The organism is Pseudoroseomonas ludipueritiae (genome assembly GCF_014490445.1).
Classification (GTDB): Bacteria; Pseudomonadota; Alphaproteobacteria; order Acetobacterales; family Acetobacteraceae; genus Pseudoroseomonas; species Pseudoroseomonas ludipueritiae.
On the sequence record NZ_JACTUZ010000092.1, the window covers coordinates 1 to 17,083 of the forward strand.

Here is a 17,083-nt window from a genome sequence, read left to right on the forward strand (position 1 = left end):
GCGCAAGCCGGCCCGCGTGCCGCAGCCGATGCCGCAGCCCGAGCGCTTCCGCCTGCCGCAGCTCGACCTGCTGCAGGCGCCGCCGCCGCGCCGCAACGACGGGCCGAACGAGCAGGCGCTGCAGGACAATGCCCGCCTGCTGGAATCCGTGCTGGAAGACTACGGGGTGCGCGGCCGCATCGTGGAAATCCGCCCCGGCCCGGTCGTCACGCTCTATGAGCTGGAGCCCGCGCCTGGCACCAAGTCCGCCCGCGTCATCGGCCTGGCGGACGACATCGCGCGTTCCATGAGCGTGATGGCGGTGCGTATCGCCACCGTCCCCGGCCGCAACGTCATCGGCATCGAGCTGCCGAATGCGCGGCGGGAGATGGTGTATTTCTCCGAGATGATCGCCAGCGCCGAATGGGCCTCCAACACCGCGCGGCTGCCGCTGGTGCTGGGAAAGGATATCGGTGGCTCCCCGGTTATCGCCGACCTCGCGCGCATGCCGCACCTGCTGATCGCCGGCACCACCGGTTCCGGTAAGTCGGTCGGCATCAACACCATGATCCTGTCGCTGCTCTACCGCTTCAGCCCGGATGAGTGCCGCTTCATCATGATCGACCCGAAGATGCTGGAACTCTCGGTCTATGACCGCATCCCGCATCTGCTGGCGCCTGTTGTGACCGAGCCGCCCAAGGCCATTGGCGCCCTGAAGTGGACGGTGCGCGAGATGGAGCGCCGCTACCGCGCCATGTCGCAGCTCGGCGTGCGCAACATCGGCGGCTACAACGACAAGGTGAATGCCGCCCGCGGCAAGGGCGAGGTGCTGACGCGCCGCGTGCAAACGGGCTTCGACCCCGATACCGGCCGCCCGGTGTTCGAGGACCAGCCCCTGGCGCTGGAGCCGCTGCCCATGATCGTCGTGGTCATCGACGAGATGGCCGACCTGATGATCGTGGCGGGCAAGGAGATCGAGGCCGCCGTGCAGCGCCTGGCGCAGATGGCCCGCGCCGCCGGCATCCATGTCATCATGGCGACGCAGCGGCCTTCGGTGGATGTCATCACCGGCACCATCAAGGCCAATTTCCCGACCCGCATCTCCTTCCAGGTGACCAGCAAGATCGACAGCCGCACCATCCTGGGCGAGATGGGCGCCGAGCAGCTCCTCGGCCAGGGCGACATGCTGCACATGGCCGGCGGCGGCCGCGTGGCCCGCGTCCACGGCCCCTTCGTCTCGGACGCCGAGGTGGAGCGCGTGGTGGACTTCCTGCGCGAGCAGGGCGAGCCCGCCTATATCGAGGAAGTGACGGAAAGCGACGAGGAAGCGGGCGGCGATTCCGGCATGTCCGGCATCGCCGGTGCCTCGGATGGCGAGAAGGGCCTCTTCGACCAGGCCGTGGCGCTGGTGACGCGGGAAGGCAAGGCCTCCACCTCCTTCATCCAGCGGCACCTTTCCATCGGCTACAACCGCGCCGCCAAGCTGATCGAGCAGATGGAAAAGGAAGGCATCGTCGGGCCGGCCAACCATGTCGGCAAGCGCGAGGTCCTCGCGCGGCGGAGCGATATGGACGACTGAGGAAGGCTGAAGGCTGGGGAATGAATTCCCCAGACCCCTTCTTCTTTTTGTCAGTTTGGCTTCGGCCTTCGAAGCCGGAAGGGGTTCCTGAAATGGGGCCCTTTTTTTCAGGGTCACAAGGGCTGAACCGCAGCCGCCGGAGGGCCAAGCCCTCCGGCACCCTCCAAAACTCGAAGAAAAAAGATGGGGGTTCCGGGGGAATTCTTTCCCCCGGCCTTTACCCCGGCGCCGGCGAAGACAACGGCTTGTCCTTGTCCACCACATAGGTCGCGAAGAAGCGCGTGGCCTCTGTCGCCCGGCCGCTATGCGGCACGCCGGCCGGCACCAGAAAGCTGTCGCCGCCCTTCAGCCGCAGCACATCCTGGCCTTCGATGTTCAGTTCCATCCCACCGCTGATGATGTAGGTGGCCTCGTGCCCCGGATGGGTATGGCGGGCGATCGCGGATTGCGCCTCCACCTCCACCATCATCTGGATGGTGACGTAATTGGTGCCGGGCAGCGGCTCCTGCTTCACCGTGGTGCGCTTGATGCCTGAGGGCGCCTGGGCCGAGGCCGGTGCCGCCACCAGCCCCACGGCGGCGCAGAGCGCGCAGCCGCCAAAGATCCTGCGGGTGATCATGCCGTTCCTCCTGTTCCTGGGCATGGGTATTGCAGCAGGATCTGGCGCGGCTGGCAGCACGCGGCTTGCGTTCCCCCGCTCTTGTCATCGCCGCCCTGGCTTTCCCCTGCCGCCGCCAGCGCATAGGCTCCGGCGCAGCACACAGGGGAGATGCGCCATGGCGGATGGCCGGCTTTTCATTGGGACCAAGATGTATTCCTCCTGGTCCCTGCGCGGCTGGCTGGCCGTGCATCTGGCGGGGCTGGATGTGGAGGAGGTGGTGATCCCGCTGGCCGGCGGCAGCACGGCGGCGGTGAAGGAGGCCACGCCCTCCGGCACCGTGCCTTATCTGGAGCACCGGGGCGCCAAGGTCTGGGAAAGCCTCGCCATCGTGGAATATTGCGCCGAGTTCGCGCCGCATCTCTGGCCGGCGGATCGCGCCGCCCGCGCCTGGGCGCGCTCGGTCGCCGCCGAGATGCATGCCGGCTTCCGTCCGCTGCGGCAGAACATGCCCATGACCATCCTGAACACCCGCGCGGGCGAGGGCGCGACGCCCGAGGCCATGGCCGATGTGGCACGCATCGACGCCATCTGGAGCCAGGCGCTGGAAGCTTCCGGCGGGCCTTTCCTGTTCGGGGCGGAGATGGGGGCGGCGGATGTGATGTATGCCCCGGTGGTCTGCCGCTTCCTGACCTGGCGCCCGGCCGTCTCGGCGGCGGCGCAGGGCTATATGCAGGCGGTGCGGGCGCATCCGCTGATGCAGCGCTGGTACGCCGAGGCCGCCGCCGAGCCCGCCGAATGGCGCCTGCCGCAATACGAGGCGCCGAAGCCGTGAGCGCCGCCTCGCTGGACCATGTCGGGCTCTGCACCGACCAGCCCGAGGCGCTCTGGGCCGCCTATGAGCGGCTGGGCTTCACGCTGACGCCGGTGGCGCGGCAATCCGGGCCCCGCTCACCCGGCGGACCGGTGGAGCGGCTGGGCACCGGCAACCGCTGCGCCATGCTGTGCCAGGGCTATGTGGAACTGCTAGGCATCCTGGACCCGGCGCTCTTCGACAACAACATCGGCCGCTTCATCGCGCGCTATCGCGGGCTGCATATCCTGGCCTTCGGGGTAGAGGATGCGGAGGCTGAGCTGCCACGCCTGCGCGCCGCCGGGCTGGAGATCCGGGCCGTGGCGCCCTTGCAGCGCCCGGTGGATGACAGCGCGCCGGATGGACCGCTGGCGCGCTTCTCCCGCCTGCCGGTGCCGGATGCGCCGGAAGGCCGGCTGCAACTGATCCAGCACCACACGCCGGAACTGCTCTGGCAGGAGCAGTGGATGCGGCACGCCAACCGCGCCGTGGCGCTGGAAACTGCCATCCTGGCCTCCCCCGCCCCGGCCGAGACGGCGGCGCGCCTCGCCCGCCTGACCGGTGCGGTGCTGGAGCCCGATCCGGCCGGCGGCTTCGCGCTGCCCCTGGCGCAGGGGCGGGTGCGCATCCTGCCCGCCGAGGCGCTGGAGGCCGTGCTGCCCGGCGTCGTAGCACCCACCCTGCCCTTCATTGCCGGCTATGTGCTGCGCACCGAGGATGCCGGCGCCGCCGCCGCCCGTATCCTGCAGGGGCTGGATACCCGCCCGGCGCCCGAGGGGCTGATGGTGCCGCCCGCGCTGGCCGGTGGCGCCGCCCTGGTCTTCGCATGAGCGAGGCCGCCGCGATCGGCCGTTCCCTGCGGACCTATTACGCCCCAGGCCGGGCAGCGGCGCTGGATGCCTTCCAGGCCCGCTTCCTCCACGGGGGTGAGCTGGGCTTCGATATCGGCGCCCATGTGGGGGACCGCACCGCCAGCTTCCGCCGCCTCGGCGCCCGTGCCGTGGCGGTGGAGCCGCAGCCGCGGCTGGCCCGGCTGCTGCGCCTGCTCTTCGGGCGGGATGAGGGCGTGGCCCGCGTCGGCGCCCTGGTCGGCGCCCAGGCGGGGGAAGCCAGCCTGCGGCTGAACCATGCCAACCCTACCGTCGCCACCGCCTCCGAGGACTTCCTGGCCGCCGCCGCTGGCGCGCCGGGCTGGGAAGGGCAGCACTGGGACGATGCCATCCGCCTGCCTGTCACCACCCTTGATGCCCTGGCGGCGGAGCATGGGGAGCCGGATTTCATCAAGATCGACGTGGAGGGCTTCGAGGCCCAGGCCCTGGCCGGCCTCTCCAGCCCCGTGCGGGCCCTGTCCTTCGAGTTCACGCTGATCCAGCGGGATATGGCACTGGATGCGCTGCGCATCGTCGAAGGCCTGGGCCCCTACAGCTTCAACGCCTGCCTTGGGGAAGACATGCGCTTCGCCCTGCCCGCCCCCGCCCATGCCGGCACCCTGGCCCGCTGGCTGGAAGCCCTGCCGCCCGAAGCCAATAGCGGTGACATCTATGCCAGCCTGGAACCCGCCCGCCTGCAGCCCTGAGCCCCGCGCGCGGCGCAGCCCGCGCATCGTTTGACGCCCGCGCGGCCCTATGGCCTAAGCCGCAGCCTGACCACCGACAGCGGGGCCCGGGGTTCCTCCTCCTCCCTGCGGGACAGCGTCTTGTCCCGGCCTCCCCCGCCAAGAGAGCGACATGACCGCCCAAGCCATTCTGGAACACCTCCTCTTCGGCGCCGGCCTGGCGGCCCTTTCCGCGCTGCTGGTGCGGCTGATGATCGCCTTTCCCATCCTGGACCACCCGGACCACCGCAAGGCGCATGTCCACCCCACCCCGAAGGGCGGCGGCATCGGCATCGTCGCGGCCTTCATGGCGGGGATGCTGGCGCTCTTCCTGACGGCGCAATTCGCCCGCGTCGCGGACCGGCAGTTCATCGGCGTGATTCTGGCCGCCCTGTCCATCGCCGCCCTGGCCTTGGCCGACGACGTGAAGAACTTCCGCTTCGTGGTGAAGCTGGGCGCCCAGGCCCTGGCGGCGCTGGTGGCGGTGGCCAGCGGCCTCGTCGTCAGCAAGCTGGCCCTGCCCTGGATCGGCGTGGTGGAGTTGGGCTGGCTCGGCCCGGCGCTGACGCTGTTCTGGATCGTCGCCTGCACCAATGCCGTGAATTTCATGGATGGGCTGGATTCCCTGGTGGGCGGCGTCACGCTGATCACCTGTGCGGTGCTGGCGGTGCTGGCGGGGGCGCAGGGCGGCTGGTTCCTCTACGCCGCCTGCCTGATCCTGGGCGCCGGCATCCTGGGCTTCCTGCCCTTCAACCTGCCGCCCGCCCGCATCTTCATGGGCGATGTCGGCAGCCAGTTCCTGGGCTTCATCCTGGCGGTGCTGGGCGTCGCCGCCGCGCGCTTCGATGCCGCGCAGCTCTCCTTCCTGCTGGTGCCGCTGCTGCTCTTCGCGCTGCTCTTCGACACTGGTTTTACCCTTCTCCGCCGCGCCTGGATGGGCGAGCGGGTCAGCACCCCCCACCGCACCCACCTCTACCAGATGGCCCAGCGCAGCGGCCTGCCGGTGCCGGTGGTGGCCGCGACCCATGCCGGCTTCGCGCTCTTTCACGGCGCCCTGGCCCTGGGTTTCGCCAGCCTTCCCGGCTGGGCCAAGCCGCTGGTCATCCTGCCGCCGCTGGCGGTGCAGTTGCTCTGGCTGGCCTATGTGGTGCGCCGTGTCCGCCGCGCCGGGCTCAGCTGGAAGGCGGGTTGACCACCTCCACCCACAGCGGCCCCGGCGGGCCGATCCATTGCTCGGAGCGGTAGATCCCGCCCGTCTCCGGGTCCGCCCAGAAGCGGTTCACAAAACTCTCTCCGCTGCCCCGGCAGCGTTCCGTGATCAGCAGCGCCGGCGGCGCCTGCACCCCATCGGTCAGGCTACCGCGCAGCCGGCAATTCAGCGACAGCCCGAAGCGCATCCCCTCCGGTGAGCGGTCGGACCGCATCAGGTCCACCTGCCGCCGCGAGGCGACCTCCCGCCCCAGCAACTGCAAGGGCTCGTCCAGCGGGTCCGGGCCATCCAGCCGCGTCGCGGCAAGCCAGTCCCGCAACCCGGCCGTGGCCACCACCCGCGCGCCATCCGTCGCCACCACCATGCCGCCCGGGCTGCGCCACATCCGGTTCTCACCGCTCTGCTGCGCCAGCACCGCCACCACGGCGCGGCTGCCCCAGCGCAGATGCAGCGCCGGCTCCCCCGCCGCGGCGGCCTGGGCGGAGGCGGGGACTTCCTCCACCTCGGCCTCGGGCATGGGCATCGCCAGGCCCAGCGTCTCCGCTCCCGGGATGTCCGAGAGGTCCGGCAGCCAGGAGGCGCAGGCGGGCAGGCAGAGAAGAGCCAGGAGAGGCAGGGCGCGGCGCATGATGCCCATGCTACGCGATCACGCAACCGTGAGTATAACCTATTTATGCCTGGCCGGGGCTGGGGGCGCTGCCCCCAGGCCCCCACCGGGGTGGAAGTCCACCCCGGACCCCGCTTCGAGTTTTCAAGCATCAGGCCGGGCACGGCGCTCATCTGTTCCATTAAGGCCACGTGCGCTGAAGCCGCAGTCGCCGAGGGTCCATGACCTTCGGCGAAACCACGGTGCCACCGCAAAGGAATGGCGGGGTCTGGGGTGACACTGTCACCCCAGCGGGGGTTCCAAGGGGCAGCGCCCCCTTGGCCCCGGCCGCCACCCAGCTTATCCCTGGCAGATCATGACCTCCCTCCGCATCGTCACCTGGAACATCAACTCCGTCCGCCTGCGTCTGCCTTTGCTGGCGGATCTGGTGCGGGACATGGCGCCCGACGTCATCTGCCTGCAGGAGACCAAGTGCCCCGACGAGTTCTTCCCGCATGAGGGCACCGAGGCGCTCGGCTTCCCTTACCGGGCCATGCGCGGGATGAAGGGCTACAACGGCGTGGCTGTGCTCTCCCGCGTGCCCTTCACGGTGCGGCACGATGACCCGGACTGGTGCGGCAAGGGCGATTGCCGCCATCTCGGCGTCGATCTCGATGTGCCGGGCGGGCTGGAGCTGCACGACTTCTACGTGCCCGCCGGCGGCGATATCCCGGACCGCGAGGCCAACCCGAAATTCGCCCACAAGCTGGACTTCATCGCCGAGACCACGGCCTGGAACCGCCGGCGCGGGCCGACGCGCCGGTCCGTGCTGGTGGGGGACCTGAACATCGCGCCGCTGGAGCATGATGTCTGGAGCCACAAGCAGATGGTGAAGATCGTCTCCCACACCCCGGTGGAGGTGGAGGCGCTGACCGGCTGGCAGCAGGCCGGCGAATGGCGTGACGCCATCCGCCACATGCTGCCGGAGCCGCAGAAGGTCTATACGTGGTGGTCCTACCGCGCCAAGGACTGGGCGGCGGCGGACAAGGGCCGGCGGCTGGACCATGTCTGGGTCAGCGACGACCTGGTGGGCAAGCTCTCGGGCCATCAGATCCACAAGCCGGCGCGCGGCTGGACCCAGGCCAGCGACCATGTGCCGGTTCTGGTGGAACTGAAGCTCTAGCCGCCTCCAGCCTGCCGCAGCAGGGCGGTGCGGGCGGCGGGCAGTTCGGCCGGGCGGCGCAGGCGCAGCACGGAGAGATGCGGGTATTCGCCACTGGTCAGCAGCGCCTCCAGCTCCCGCCGGCGCGGCGCCCATTGCCGCCAGGCGTAGCGGATGGGGTGGCCGGGCTCCAGCAGGTTGCGCCAGCGCTCGCGGTTGCCGTTCCAGAGTTCCCGCCTGCTCAGCGCCCGCAGCAGGGAGCGGCGGATGACGCGGCTCATGATCACCGGCCGCCCGTAATCCAGCCAAAGCAGATGCGTGGCCCGGCCCCAGAGCAGCGGCCGCACGGCGCGGTAATTGCCGTCCGCCACCCAGGCGGGGCCGGCGGTGGCGGCTTCCACCCTCTCGGTGAAGGCGGCGGGACTGGCCATGGTCCAGCCCGGTTCCCAGTAGAGGGCGTCCAGTTCCACATGCGGCACGCCCAGCGCCCGGGCCAGCTGCGCCGCCAGGGTGCTCTTGCCCGCACCGGAGATGCCGATCACCACGATGCGCATGGCTGGCGCTCCTTCCGGGGCGGGCTTAGCCGATGCGGCGCTGGCCTGGCCAGGCTTCGTGGGTTGCATCGCAGCGGCTGATGGGGCAAATGTTATGATATAACATGCCAGGAGCACCTTCCATGCAACGCCGCCACCTGCTGGCCCTGCCCCTCGCCATGCCCTTCCTCAGCCGCGCCGCCCGGGCCCAGGGCGGGGTACCGGTGGTCGCCTCCTTCTCCATCCTGGGCGACATGGTGCGGCAGATTGGCGGCGGCCGGGTGTCGCTGCGGGTCATCGCCGGGCCGGATGTGGATGCGCATAGCTTCCAGCCCCGCCCCGCCGATGCCGAGGCAGTGCGCGGCGCGCGGCTGGTGGTGCGCAATGGGCTGGGCTTCGATACTTGGCTGGACCGGCTGGTGCGCTCCGCCGGCTATCGCGGCCCGGTGGCGACCGCCAGCGAGGGCATCACGCCCCGCGCGCTGCAGGACAACCACGGCCATGGCCACAGCCACGCGCAGGACCCGCATGCCTGGCAGGACCTGCGGCACGGGCAGAGCTATGTGCGCGCCATCGCCGCCGCCCTGGTGGCTGCCGACCCGGAGGGTGCCGAAGGCTACCGTGCGCGGGCCGAGGCTTATCTCGCCCGGCTGGCGGCGCTGGATGCCTGGGTGCGGCAGCAGATCGCCACGGTGCCGGAGGCGCGGCGGCAGGTGGTCACCAGCCATGACGCCTTCGGCTATTTCGCCAACGCCTATGGCGTGCGCTTCCTGGCGCCGCAGGGCATCAGCACCGACAGCGAGCCCTCGGCCGCCGAGGTGGCGCGGCTGATCCGGCTGCTGAAGCAGCAGAACATCACCGCCCTGTTCCTGGAGAACATGGCCAATCCCGCGACGCTGCGGCGCCTGGCGGCCGAGGCGGGCGTGACCGTGCATGGCCAGCTCTACGCCGATGCGCTCTCCCGCCCCGATGGCCCGGCGCCGGACTATGAAGCGATGTTCCGCCACAACCTCGGCCTGCTGGTGCCGGCCATGAAGGGCGAGGGCTGAAGCAGCCCTCCGGTGGGGCGCGGTGCCGCCCCGCCATACCCGTCTTCACGGCGGAGGTGAAAGCCGGCCCGCGGGACAAACCCGCACGATGCCGCAGCATGTGGCTACAAATCCCTGCAATGTAGAACTCAAATTATATTCTAGATCCACCTTTGTACGGGTCCGGATACTTTGCGAATCCAGAACCACTTAAACGCTGCACAATGCCATGCCAGCGAATGGAAGGTTTGTTCAGTATCCGGGCTTGAGGTTAGCTTCAGGTGCCTGTGCATCGGGGCCGGTCAAGATGGAGAAAGCCAAGTGAGCACGCTGATCAACGTTCCGTTGCTGTCCAGCAGGACCATCTCCACATCCGGTGACTACAACGTCACCCTCGGCGCCAGTTCCAGGATCGTGGTGGAACGTAACGAGACCACGCCCGCCAATGACCCGGTGGCGGTTTCCTTCAGCACGGCGACCATCGGCCTGCTTTCCTCCATCACGGTGCAGCACGCCACGCTGGAGATCGACAACCTGGCCGGCGTCAATGTCCTCACCAATTTCAACATCGGTGATGGCGGCAAGCTCGACCTGTCGAACACGGTCAACCTGAACGTGGCCTCGCCCATCAACTTCACGGGCGTGGGCGGCGTGCTGGTGGTGGACCACGATCTCGACGTCGGCCTGCTGAGCGGCATCAGCGGCTTCAACTCGGACGATGTCATCTCCTTCCGCGACATTCCCGTCGCCACCAGCGCCAGCTACGCCAATGGTGTCCTACAGGTCTATAACGGCACGGAGCAGGTTGCCCGCCTCGCCATCAACGGCGATTTCGACGGCGCGCTGGGCGTGCAGTCGGATGGCAAGGGCGGCATCAATGTCGGCGTCGGCCTGGGCAATGGCGGCGGCCTGCCCAATGATGTCCATGCCAGCGGCCTGCACAGCGAATACATCCTGGCCCGTACCGACCTCGGCCAGCTCTATCTGCAGGACCAGATCGGCGGCCGCGACAACACCGCCACCGTCACCGACGGCAAGTATGTCCTCTTCTCCGATGGTGTGGGCCGCTTCGATGCCAGCGGCGTGGCCCAGGAGGTGGCGCATATCTACCAGGCCGCCTTCAACCGCATGGCGGATGCCGACGGTCTGGAGTTCTGGACCAACCGTGTCGAGAGCGGCATCCAGAGCGAGCGCGGCGTGGCCACCAGCTTCACGCAGTCCGAAGAGTTCCGCACTGCCTACGGCAACCTTGATGACCACGGCTTCGTGCAGCAGCTTTACCGCAACGTGCTGAACCGCGAGGGTGAGCAGAGTGGCCTCGATAACTGGGTCAGGCTGCTGCAGAGCGGCGGCGGACGCGACGATGTGCTCCATGGCTTCGCCACCAGCTTCGAGAATGTGGTGAGAAACCTCTCCGTCATGGGCGATGACGAATACGGCCACGCCTACCGCCTTTATGAGGCGGCACTGGACCGCGAGCCGGAAACCGCAGGGTTGAACTACTGGTACAACCATCTGGAATCCGGCCAGTCGCTCACCTGGGTGGCGCAGGGCTTCATAGATTCAACCGAGTACCAGCAGAAGTACGGCGGCCTCGACAACGCGAACTTCGTCGAGCAGCTCTACCAGAACGTCCTGGGCCGCGGCTCCGACAGCGCCGGCTTCGAGAACTGGATGAATGCGCTGAATAGCGGCGCCAGCCGCGCGGATGTGCTGATCGGCTTCTCTGACAGCCTGGAGAACCGCATCCAGACCGCCGAGCAGACCCACGACAACTGGATCTTCCTCAGCTGATCCAAACCGTGCGGGGCGCCACCGCGCCCCGCACGCGCCGCCTCAGCCCAGCGGCACGCCCTTGGAGGTGCTGTATTCGAAATGCAGCGCCTCACCCGGAAAGATGCGGGGGTGGATGGCATGCGCCGCCATCGCCGCTTCCGAGAAGCCCTGCAGGATCAGCTTCAGCTTGCCCGGATAGGTGGCGATATCGCCGATGGCATGGATGCCGGGGCGGTTGGTCTCCAGCGTCGCCGGGTTCACGCTGACATGGCTGCGCTCCAGCCCCAGGCCCCATTCCGCGATCGGCCCCAGCTCCATCGACAGACCGAAGAAGGCCAGCAGATGGTCGGCCGGCACGCGGCGCTCCTCGCCCTTCAGCGTCGCCAGCACCACATGTTCCAGCTCGCCCCCGGCGCCCTCCAGCCCGTGCAGCTGATAGGGAATGGCCATGTCGATCTCGCCGCGCTCGGCGGCGGCCTCCATCTGCGCCACGCTTTCCGGCGCCGCGCGGAACTTGGGGCGGCGGTGCACCACCGTCACCCGCGCCGCGATGTCCTTCAGGCTCAGGGCCCAGTCCACGGCGGAATCGCCGCCGCCGGCGATCACCACCCGCTTGCCGCGTAGCTCCTCCCGGCGGGAGACCATGTAGCGCACGGCGCCCGTGGCCTCGAAAGCCTCCAGCCCCGCCAGCGGCGGCCGGTTGGGGCCGAAGGCGCCGGCGCCGGCGGCGATGATCACGGCCTTGGCCCGCACCTGCTCGCCCTGGCTGGTGCGCAGAACAAAGCCGCCCTCGCCGTCATCGGCCAGGGCATCCACCCGCCGGCCCATCAGGTAGATGGGGGCGAAGGGCTGCGCCTGCTCCTCCAGCCGCGCGATCAGCTCGGCGCCGGCGATGGCCGGGTGGGCCGGGATGTCGTAGATCGGCTTCTCGGGGTAGAGCGCGGCGCATTGGCCGCCGATGGCCTCCAGCGTGTCGATCACCACGCATTTCATCCGCAGCATGCCGCATTCGAACACGGCGAAGAGCCCGGTGGGGCCAGCGCCGATCACGGCGACATCGGCCGTGATGGCGGCTTCATGCGCAACGGCGGGGTGGGTAGCGTCGGCCATTCGGTGTCTCTCCGCGTGTCGAGGCTGCGGTGCATAGGGCATATCGCGGCAGACCGGAACCGGGGCTGCCGCTGGCCAGGGGTGCGGCTTTTGCCCCCCAGGGGCGGCAGGGCCATCCCGGTCCCATCATGCCTCTGGCCGCCGGGGTCAGGCGGCGCCTCGCCCGGCTGTGGCCTCAGCGCATCGGCGGCGCGTAGTGCAGCCCGCCCTTGGTCCACAGGTTGTTGATGCCGCGCTGGATACCCAGCGGCGCCAGGTTGCGGTCCCAGATCTCGCCATAGTTGCCCACGGCCTTCACCACGCGCACGGCCCAATCCGGCTCCAGCCCCATCATCTTGCCCAGGTCGCCGGTCTTGCCCAGGAAACGCTGCACATCCGGGTTGGCGCTATTGGCCTGGCTGTCGATATTGGCGCTGGTCAGGCCCATCTCCTCGGCCGCCAGCAGGGCGAAGTGGGTCCAGCGCACGATGTCGTAGAAGCGCCAGTCGCCCTTGCGGATGGCGACGCCCAGCGGCTCCTTGGAAATGATCTCCGGCAGCACCACGAACTGCTCCGCATTGGCGCCCTGGTTGTAGCGCAGCGCGGCGAGCGAGGTGGAATCCGTGCTGTAGGCATCGCAGCGGCCGGAGAAGAAGGCCTTGCGAGCTTCCTCGATATCCTCGATCAGCAGCGGCGTCATGCGCAGGTTGTTGGTGCGGAACCAGTCGGCGGCATTCAGCTCGGTGGTGGAGCCAGGCTGCATGCAGATGCTGGCGCCGTCCAGTTGCTTGGCGGAGGTGACGCCGCTGGCCTTCTTCACGATGAAGCCCTGGCCGTCATAGACATTGACCCCCGCGAAGGCGAGGCCGAGCGAGGCCTCGCGCGACAGCGTCCAGGTGGTGACGCGGGACAGCATGTCGATCTCGCCGGACTGCAACTGGGTGAAGCGCTGCTGCGTGGTGGTGGGCTGGATGCGGGCCTTCTCGGCATCGCCCAGCAGGGCGGCGGCCACCGCGCGGCAGTAATCGGCGTCCATGCCGCGGAAGCGCCCATCCGTGCCCGGCGTGGCGAAGCCGACGGTGGAGGGCGTGACGCCGCAGTTCAGCGCCCCACGGGCCCGGATGGCGGCCACCATGTCAGTGGCCGGCTGGGCGGCGGCCGGGGCGGCGAGGGCCGTCAGGATGGTGGCAAGCCCGCCGAGGCAGGCAGAGGCCAGTGAACGCATCTTGGGTTTCCTCCGGATTTTCGACGGATTAAGCGGGAGCGGCACGGTCCATGCAAGGCGCATCGGGCGAGACAGGGCCGCCGCCCCTGTCGCACCCGGCGGGCCGCAGCGGCGCCCTTGTGCCGCCCCCCGCCGGCGGGGGATATTCCCCCGATGCCTGTGGACAGCCTGATCTTCACCCTGCCCGACCTGGCCGCCACCGAGGCCCTGGCCGCCCGCGCCGCCGCCGTGGCACGCCCCGGCGATGCCCTGCTGCTGGAAGGGCCGCTGGGCGCCGGCAAATCCGCCTTCGCCCGCGCCTTCCTGCGCGCCGCCAGCGGCGACCCGGCGCTGGAGGTGCCCTCCCCCTCCTTCACGCTGGTGCAGGCCTATGAGCTGCCCGCCTGCACCGCGCATCACTTCGACCTCTACCGCCTCTCCGGCCCGGACGAGCTGGAGGAACTGGGCTGGGAGGAAGCGCGGGACGGCATCGTGCTGGTGGAATGGCCACAGCGCCTGGAATACCTGACCCCGCCCGATGCCCTACACCTGCGGCTGGAGCCGGTGGCGGGCGACCTCCGCACCGTCACCCTGTTCGGCTGGGGCCCGCGCATGGAGGCACTGCTGCCCTGATGCGCCCGCAACCCACCTGGGCGCGATCAACCCTTGGCAAATCCGGCCCGTGCCGCCAGGAACTCGCCGCAGAATGAACGCCCCCGCATCCCCCGCCATCGAGGCCTTCCTTTCCGCCACCGGCTATGCCGGGGCCGCGCGCGCGTCCCTGCCGCAGGATGCCGGGCACCGCCGCTACACGCGCCTGTCCGGCGCCGTGCCGCGCCCGGCGCTGCTGATGGATTGCGCCGATGCCCCCCGGGTGGGCCTGACACCGGAAGAGGACCTGCTGCCCTTCCTGCGCATCGGCGCCCATATCCGCGGCCTCGGCCTCTCGGCGCCCGAGGTGCTGGCGGAAGACCGCGCCCATGGCCTGCTGCTGGTGGAGGACCTGGGCCGCGAGACCCATGCCGGGCTGCTGGATGCCGGCGCCGACCCCGTGCCGCTCTATGTCGCGGCGGCCGAGGCCCTGGCGGCGCTGCATGCCGCCCCGCCGCCGCCCGGCCTGCCGGATTATGAGGCGCCAACCATGACGCGCATGGCCGGCCTGACCTTCCTGGACTGGTGGTGGCCCGCGACCTTCGGCGAGGCCCCCTCCGGCGCCATCCGCGCCGAATTCGCGGAAGCCCTGCGCGCCATGCTGGAGCCCTTCGCCGGCGCCGATGGCTTCGTGCACCGTGATTATTTCCCGGCCAACCTGATGCACCTGCCGGAGCGCCCTGGCGCGCGGCGCGTCGGCATCATCGATTTCCAGGACGCGGCGCGCGGCCACCCGGCCTATGACCTCGTCAGCCTGCTGCAGGACGCGCGGCGGGACGTGGCGCCGACGGTGCGGCGCGCGGCCATGGAAGCCTATCTCGCCGCCCGTCCGGACCTGGATGCCGGGGATTTCACCGCCGCCATGGCGGCCATGGCGGCGCAGCGCCACCTGCGCGTCGCCGCCCTCTGGGTGCGGCTGGCGCGGCGGGACAGCAAGCCCGGCTACCTGCGCCACGGCCCCCGCTGCTGGGCGCTGCTGGCCGAGGCACTGGAACACCCCGCCACCCTGCCGCTGCGCCGTTTCCTGGACCGCCACGTGCCGCCGGAACTGCGCCAGAACCCCGCTGCTCTCAAGGAAACCACTGCGTGACGCCTCTCTCCTCCGCCATGGTGCTGGCCGCCGGCCTCGGCACCCGCATGCGGCCGCTGACCGAGGCGCGCCCGAAGCCCCTGCTGCCCCTGGCCGGCCGCACCCTGCTGGACCATGCGCTCGACCGCATCGAGGAAGCCGGGATCGGCAATGTGGTGGTGAACGCCCATTGGTTCCCGCACCTGATCGAGGAGGTCTGCGCCGCCCGCGCGCATCCGCCGCAGGTGGTCAAGGAAGACACGCTGCTGGAAACCGGCGGCGGCATCCGCAATGCCCTGCCGCTGCTGGGCGAGGACCCCTTCCTGGTCGCCAATGGCGATGCCTTCTGGCTGGACGGGCCGGTTTCCACCATCGGGCGCCTCGCCGAGCGCTTCGACCCGGAGACCATGGACGGGCTGCTGCTGATGGTCCGTGCCTCCCAGGTGGATAGCGAGATCGGCCATGGCGACTTCCTGCTCGACCCCCTCGGCCGCGTCCGCTGGCCGAAGGAGCGGGAGGTGGCGCCCTATGTCTATGGCGGCGTGCAGATCATCCACCCGCGCCTGATGGAAGGCAGCCCGGAAGGCGCCTTCTCCCTGCACCGGCAATGGACCCGCGCCATCGAGAATGGCCGGCTCTTTGGCCTGGTGCATGACGGCGCCTGGTTCCACCTCTCCCGCCCCGGCGACCTGCGGGTGGCCGAGAATGCCCTGGCCACCGGCCTGGCGCGGGCGATGTTCTGACGAAAGGCACCTCCATGTCCGGGTCGGCGCGACGGGGCCTCGGCCTCTACAACATCCCCGCCCATCTGCCCTTCCTGGACACGCTGGCGCGCGGCGTGATCGAGGAGATGGGCGAGGCGGGCGCCGACCCCACCGCCCTTTCCCGCGTCACCATCCTGCTGCCGACCCGCCGCGCCGCCATGGCGCTGCGCGAGGCCTTCTTGCGGTGTGCCGATGGCCGCACCCTGCTGCTGCCCGTCATGCGCGCGCTGACCGGGCTTTCGGTGGAAGACGCGGACGAACTGGCCCTGCCCGGCCTGCTGGATCTGCCGCCAGCGGTGGACCCGGCGCGGCGGCAGGCGGTGCTGACCTCCCTTGTGCTGCGCCTGCCGCCCCGCTACGGCGGCCCCAATGGGCCGGAACAGGCCTGGCGCCTGGCGCGCGCCCTGGGCGAGTTGCTGGACGAGATCGCGCTGGAAGGCTGTGACCCCGGCAAGCTGCCGGAGCTGGTGCCAGAGGAATTCGCCACCCACTGGCAGGTGACCATCACCTTCCTGCGCGGCGTGGTGGAGGCCTGGGAAGGCTGGCTGGAGGAACAGGGGCTGATGGATATCGGCCCCCGCCGCGTCGCTGCGCTGGAAGCCCAGGCGCAGGAATGGCGGGAGAACGCGCCCACCGACCCGGTCTTCGCCGCCGGCATCGGCGCCGGCGGCACCATTCCCGCCGCCGCCGACCTGCTGCGCGTGGTGGCCACCCTGCCGCGCGGCGCCGTGATCCTGCATGACGGCGTCGAGAAGATGTCGGCCGAGCTGTGGGACGTGATCGCCGAGAGCCCGACCCACCCGCTCTGTGGCCAGTACCGCCTGCTGCGCCAGATGGGCGCGGTGCTGGAGGATATCCGCCCCTGGCACGGGCTGGGCGCGCCCGGGCTGAAGCCGGAAGGGCGGCCTTCCGGAGACCTCGACCTCGCCCGCCGGGCCGAGCTGCTGGCCCGCGCGCTCCGCCCCGCCGCCGGGCTGGATGCCTGGCTGGATCGCCAGCCCGAATACTGGAAGCCGGCGCTGGACGGCTTCTCGCTGCTGGATGCGCCGGATGTGCAGTCCGAGGCGGTCTCGATCGCCCTGCTGCTGCGGGAAGCCCTGGAAACCCCCAGTGCCCGCGCCGCGCTGATCACGCCGGACCGCGACCTCGGCCGCCGCGTCGCCGCCGAGCTGACCCGCCACGGCATCCTGGCCGATGATTCCGCCGGCCAGCCGCTGGGCGAGACCCCGGCCGGCGCCTTCCTGCGCCTGCTGGCCCGCGCCGTGGCCGAGGGTTTTGCTCCTGTCCCGCTGCTGGCCCTGCTGAAGCACCCCATGGCTGCCGGCGGCATGCCGCGCCAGGCCTGGATGGAGGCGGTGCGCCTGCTGGAGCGCCGCTGCCTGCGCGGCCCCCGCCCGGCCCCCGGCCT

General features: G+C 70.2%; 16 protein-coding genes and 1 pseudogene. 12 read left to right on the top strand and 5 right to left on the bottom strand.

Annotated elements, in window-relative coordinates; genetic code table 11:
• A partial coding sequence (locus tag IBL25_RS17205; protein ID WP_187779771.1) for a DNA translocase FtsK occupies positions 1-1,558 on the top strand: 1,558 nt, incomplete at its 5' end.
• Positions 1,559-1,775: 217 nt separating this feature from the next.
• Here the strand turns inward: IBL25_RS17205 and IBL25_RS17210 are convergent.
• Positions 1,776-2,177, bottom strand: coding sequence for a cupin domain-containing protein (locus IBL25_RS17210; RefSeq protein ID WP_187779772.1), 402 nt, complete (start codon positions 2,175-2,177; stop codon positions 1,776-1,778).
• A gap of 157 nt (positions 2,178-2,334) precedes the next feature.
• On the opposite strand from IBL25_RS17210, the gene IBL25_RS17215 reads away from it, so the two are divergent.
• The 4 genes from IBL25_RS17215 to IBL25_RS17230 all read left to right on the top strand — a co-directional run bounded on the left by IBL25_RS17215 (position 2,335) and on the right by IBL25_RS17230 (position 5,795).
• Positions 2,335-2,991, top strand: coding sequence for a glutathione S-transferase family protein (locus tag IBL25_RS17215; protein WP_187779773.1), 657 nt, complete (start codon positions 2,335-2,337; stop codon positions 2,989-2,991).
• Complete coding sequence (locus IBL25_RS17220; RefSeq protein ID WP_187779774.1) at positions 2,988-3,839, top strand: VOC family protein; 852 nt, start codon at positions 2,988-2,990, stop codon at positions 3,837-3,839. Before IBL25_RS17215 ends, IBL25_RS17220 begins: the two co-directional genes overlap by 4 nt.
• Entirely contained in the window at positions 3,836-4,585 is a 750-nt protein-coding gene (locus IBL25_RS17225) for an FkbM family methyltransferase (RefSeq protein ID WP_187779775.1), read from the top strand. The genes IBL25_RS17220 and IBL25_RS17225 overlap by 4 nt, the downstream gene beginning before the upstream one ends.
• Positions 4,586-4,736: 151 nt before the next feature.
• A complete protein-coding gene (locus IBL25_RS17230) occupies positions 4,737-5,795 on the top strand; it encodes a glycosyltransferase family 4 protein (protein WP_187779776.1) in 1,059 nt (352 codons plus the stop codon).
• Here the strand turns inward: IBL25_RS17230 and IBL25_RS17235 are convergent.
• Positions 5,776-6,441 (bottom strand): YjbF family lipoprotein, encoded by a 666-nt coding sequence (locus tag IBL25_RS17235; protein WP_187779784.1) that lies wholly within the window; start codon positions 6,439-6,441, stop codon positions 5,776-5,778. The genes IBL25_RS17230 and IBL25_RS17235 overlap by 20 nt on opposite strands.
• A gap of 334 nt (positions 6,442-6,775) precedes the next feature.
• On the opposite strand from IBL25_RS17235, the gene IBL25_RS17240 reads away from it, so the two are divergent.
• Positions 6,776-7,582, top strand: coding sequence for an exodeoxyribonuclease III (locus tag IBL25_RS17240; protein WP_187779777.1), 807 nt, complete (start codon positions 6,776-6,778; stop codon positions 7,580-7,582).
• Here IBL25_RS17240 and IBL25_RS17245 read toward each other — a convergent pair.
• On the bottom strand, positions 7,579-8,115 hold the full coding sequence (locus IBL25_RS17245) for an AAA family ATPase (RefSeq protein WP_187779778.1): 537 nt from the start codon (positions 8,113-8,115) through the stop codon (positions 7,579-7,581). The two genes, IBL25_RS17240 and IBL25_RS17245, sit on opposite strands and share 4 nt — an antisense overlap.
• 122 nt (positions 8,116-8,237) lie before the next feature.
• On the opposite strand from IBL25_RS17245, the gene IBL25_RS17250 reads away from it, so the two are divergent.
• Together IBL25_RS17250 and IBL25_RS17255 are read left to right on the top strand one after the other, a co-directional pair.
• On the top strand, positions 8,238-9,143 hold the full coding sequence (locus IBL25_RS17250; RefSeq protein WP_187779779.1) for a metal ABC transporter solute-binding protein, Zn/Mn family: 906 nt from the start codon (positions 8,238-8,240) through the stop codon (positions 9,141-9,143).
• Between the two features lie 300 nt (positions 9,144-9,443).
• Positions 9,444-10,916 carry a DUF4214 domain-containing protein gene (locus IBL25_RS17255; RefSeq protein ID WP_187779780.1) on the top strand — a complete coding sequence of 491 codons (1,473 nt, stop codon included), beginning with the start codon at positions 9,444-9,446 and terminating at the stop codon, positions 10,914-10,916.
• A 42-nt stretch (positions 10,917-10,958) separates the two neighbouring features.
• On the opposite strand, the gene IBL25_RS17260 is transcribed toward IBL25_RS17255, so the two are convergent.
• Positions 10,959-12,008 (bottom strand): NAD(P)/FAD-dependent oxidoreductase, encoded by a 1,050-nt coding sequence (locus tag IBL25_RS17260; protein ID WP_187779781.1) that lies wholly within the window; start codon positions 12,006-12,008, stop codon positions 10,959-10,961.
• 175 nt (positions 12,009-12,183) lie between these two features.
• On the bottom strand, positions 12,184-13,212 hold the full coding sequence (locus IBL25_RS17265; protein WP_187779782.1) for an amino acid ABC transporter substrate-binding protein: 1,029 nt from the start codon (positions 13,210-13,212) through the stop codon (positions 12,184-12,186).
• A gap of 153 nt (positions 13,213-13,365) precedes the next feature.
• On the opposite strand from IBL25_RS17265, the gene tsaE reads away from it, so the two are divergent.
• From tsaE to IBL25_RS17285, 4 genes and pseudogenes are all read left to right on the top strand, one after another.
• A complete protein-coding gene (tsaE, locus tag IBL25_RS17270; protein WP_120639276.1) occupies positions 13,366-13,824 on the top strand; it encodes a tRNA (adenosine(37)-N6)-threonylcarbamoyltransferase complex ATPase subunit type 1 TsaE in 459 nt (152 codons plus the stop codon).
• A gap of 73 nt (positions 13,825-13,897) precedes the next feature.
• Entirely contained in the window at positions 13,898-14,932 is a 1,035-nt protein-coding gene (locus IBL25_RS17275; protein WP_187779783.1) for an aminoglycoside phosphotransferase family protein, read from the top strand.
• On the top strand, positions 14,929-15,654 hold the full coding sequence (locus tag IBL25_RS17280) for a nucleotidyltransferase family protein (RefSeq protein WP_367615632.1): 726 nt from the start codon (positions 14,929-14,931) through the stop codon (positions 15,652-15,654). Before IBL25_RS17275 ends, IBL25_RS17280 begins: the two co-directional genes overlap by 4 nt.
• 14 nt (positions 15,655-15,668) lie before the next feature.
• A pseudogene (locus tag IBL25_RS17285) lies at positions 15,669-17,083 on the top strand (double-strand break repair protein AddB); the annotation flags it as partial.

What these genes read in the sequence shown, in the direction of transcription:
- IBL25_RS17210 (WP_187779772.1), bottom strand. Translation starts at nt 2,177, where the DNA reads ATGATCACCCGCAGGATCTTTGGCGGCTGCGCGCTCTGCGCCGCCGTG.
- IBL25_RS17215 (WP_187779773.1), top strand. Translation starts at nt 2,335, where the DNA reads ATGGCGGATGGCCGGCTTTTCATTGGGACCAAGATGTATTCCTCCTGG.
- IBL25_RS17225 (WP_187779775.1), top strand. Translation starts at nt 3,836, where the DNA reads ATGAGCGAGGCCGCCGCGATCGGCCGTTCCCTGCGGACCTATTACGCC.
- IBL25_RS17230 (WP_187779776.1), top strand. Translation starts at nt 4,737, where the DNA reads ATGACCGCCCAAGCCATTCTGGAACACCTCCTCTTCGGCGCCGGCCTG.
- IBL25_RS17235 (WP_187779784.1), bottom strand. Translation starts at nt 6,441, where the DNA reads ATGCGCCGCGCCCTGCCTCTCCTGGCTCTTCTCTGCCTGCCCGCCTGC.
- IBL25_RS17240 (WP_187779777.1), top strand. Translation starts at nt 6,776, where the DNA reads ATGACCTCCCTCCGCATCGTCACCTGGAACATCAACTCCGTCCGCCTG.
- IBL25_RS17245 (WP_187779778.1), bottom strand. Translation starts at nt 8,115, where the DNA reads ATGCGCATCGTGGTGATCGGCATCTCCGGTGCGGGCAAGAGCACCCTG.
- IBL25_RS17250 (WP_187779779.1), top strand. Translation starts at nt 8,238, where the DNA reads ATGCAACGCCGCCACCTGCTGGCCCTGCCCCTCGCCATGCCCTTCCTC.
- IBL25_RS17260 (WP_187779781.1), bottom strand. Translation starts at nt 12,008, where the DNA reads ATGGCCGACGCTACCCACCCCGCCGTTGCGCATGAAGCCGCCATCACG.
- IBL25_RS17265 (WP_187779782.1), bottom strand. Translation starts at nt 13,212, where the DNA reads ATGCGTTCACTGGCCTCTGCCTGCCTCGGCGGGCTTGCCACCATCCTG.
- tsaE (WP_120639276.1), top strand. Translation starts at nt 13,366, where the DNA reads ATGCCTGTGGACAGCCTGATCTTCACCCTGCCCGACCTGGCCGCCACC.
- IBL25_RS17275 (WP_187779783.1), top strand. Translation starts at nt 13,898, where the DNA reads ATGAACGCCCCCGCATCCCCCGCCATCGAGGCCTTCCTTTCCGCCACC.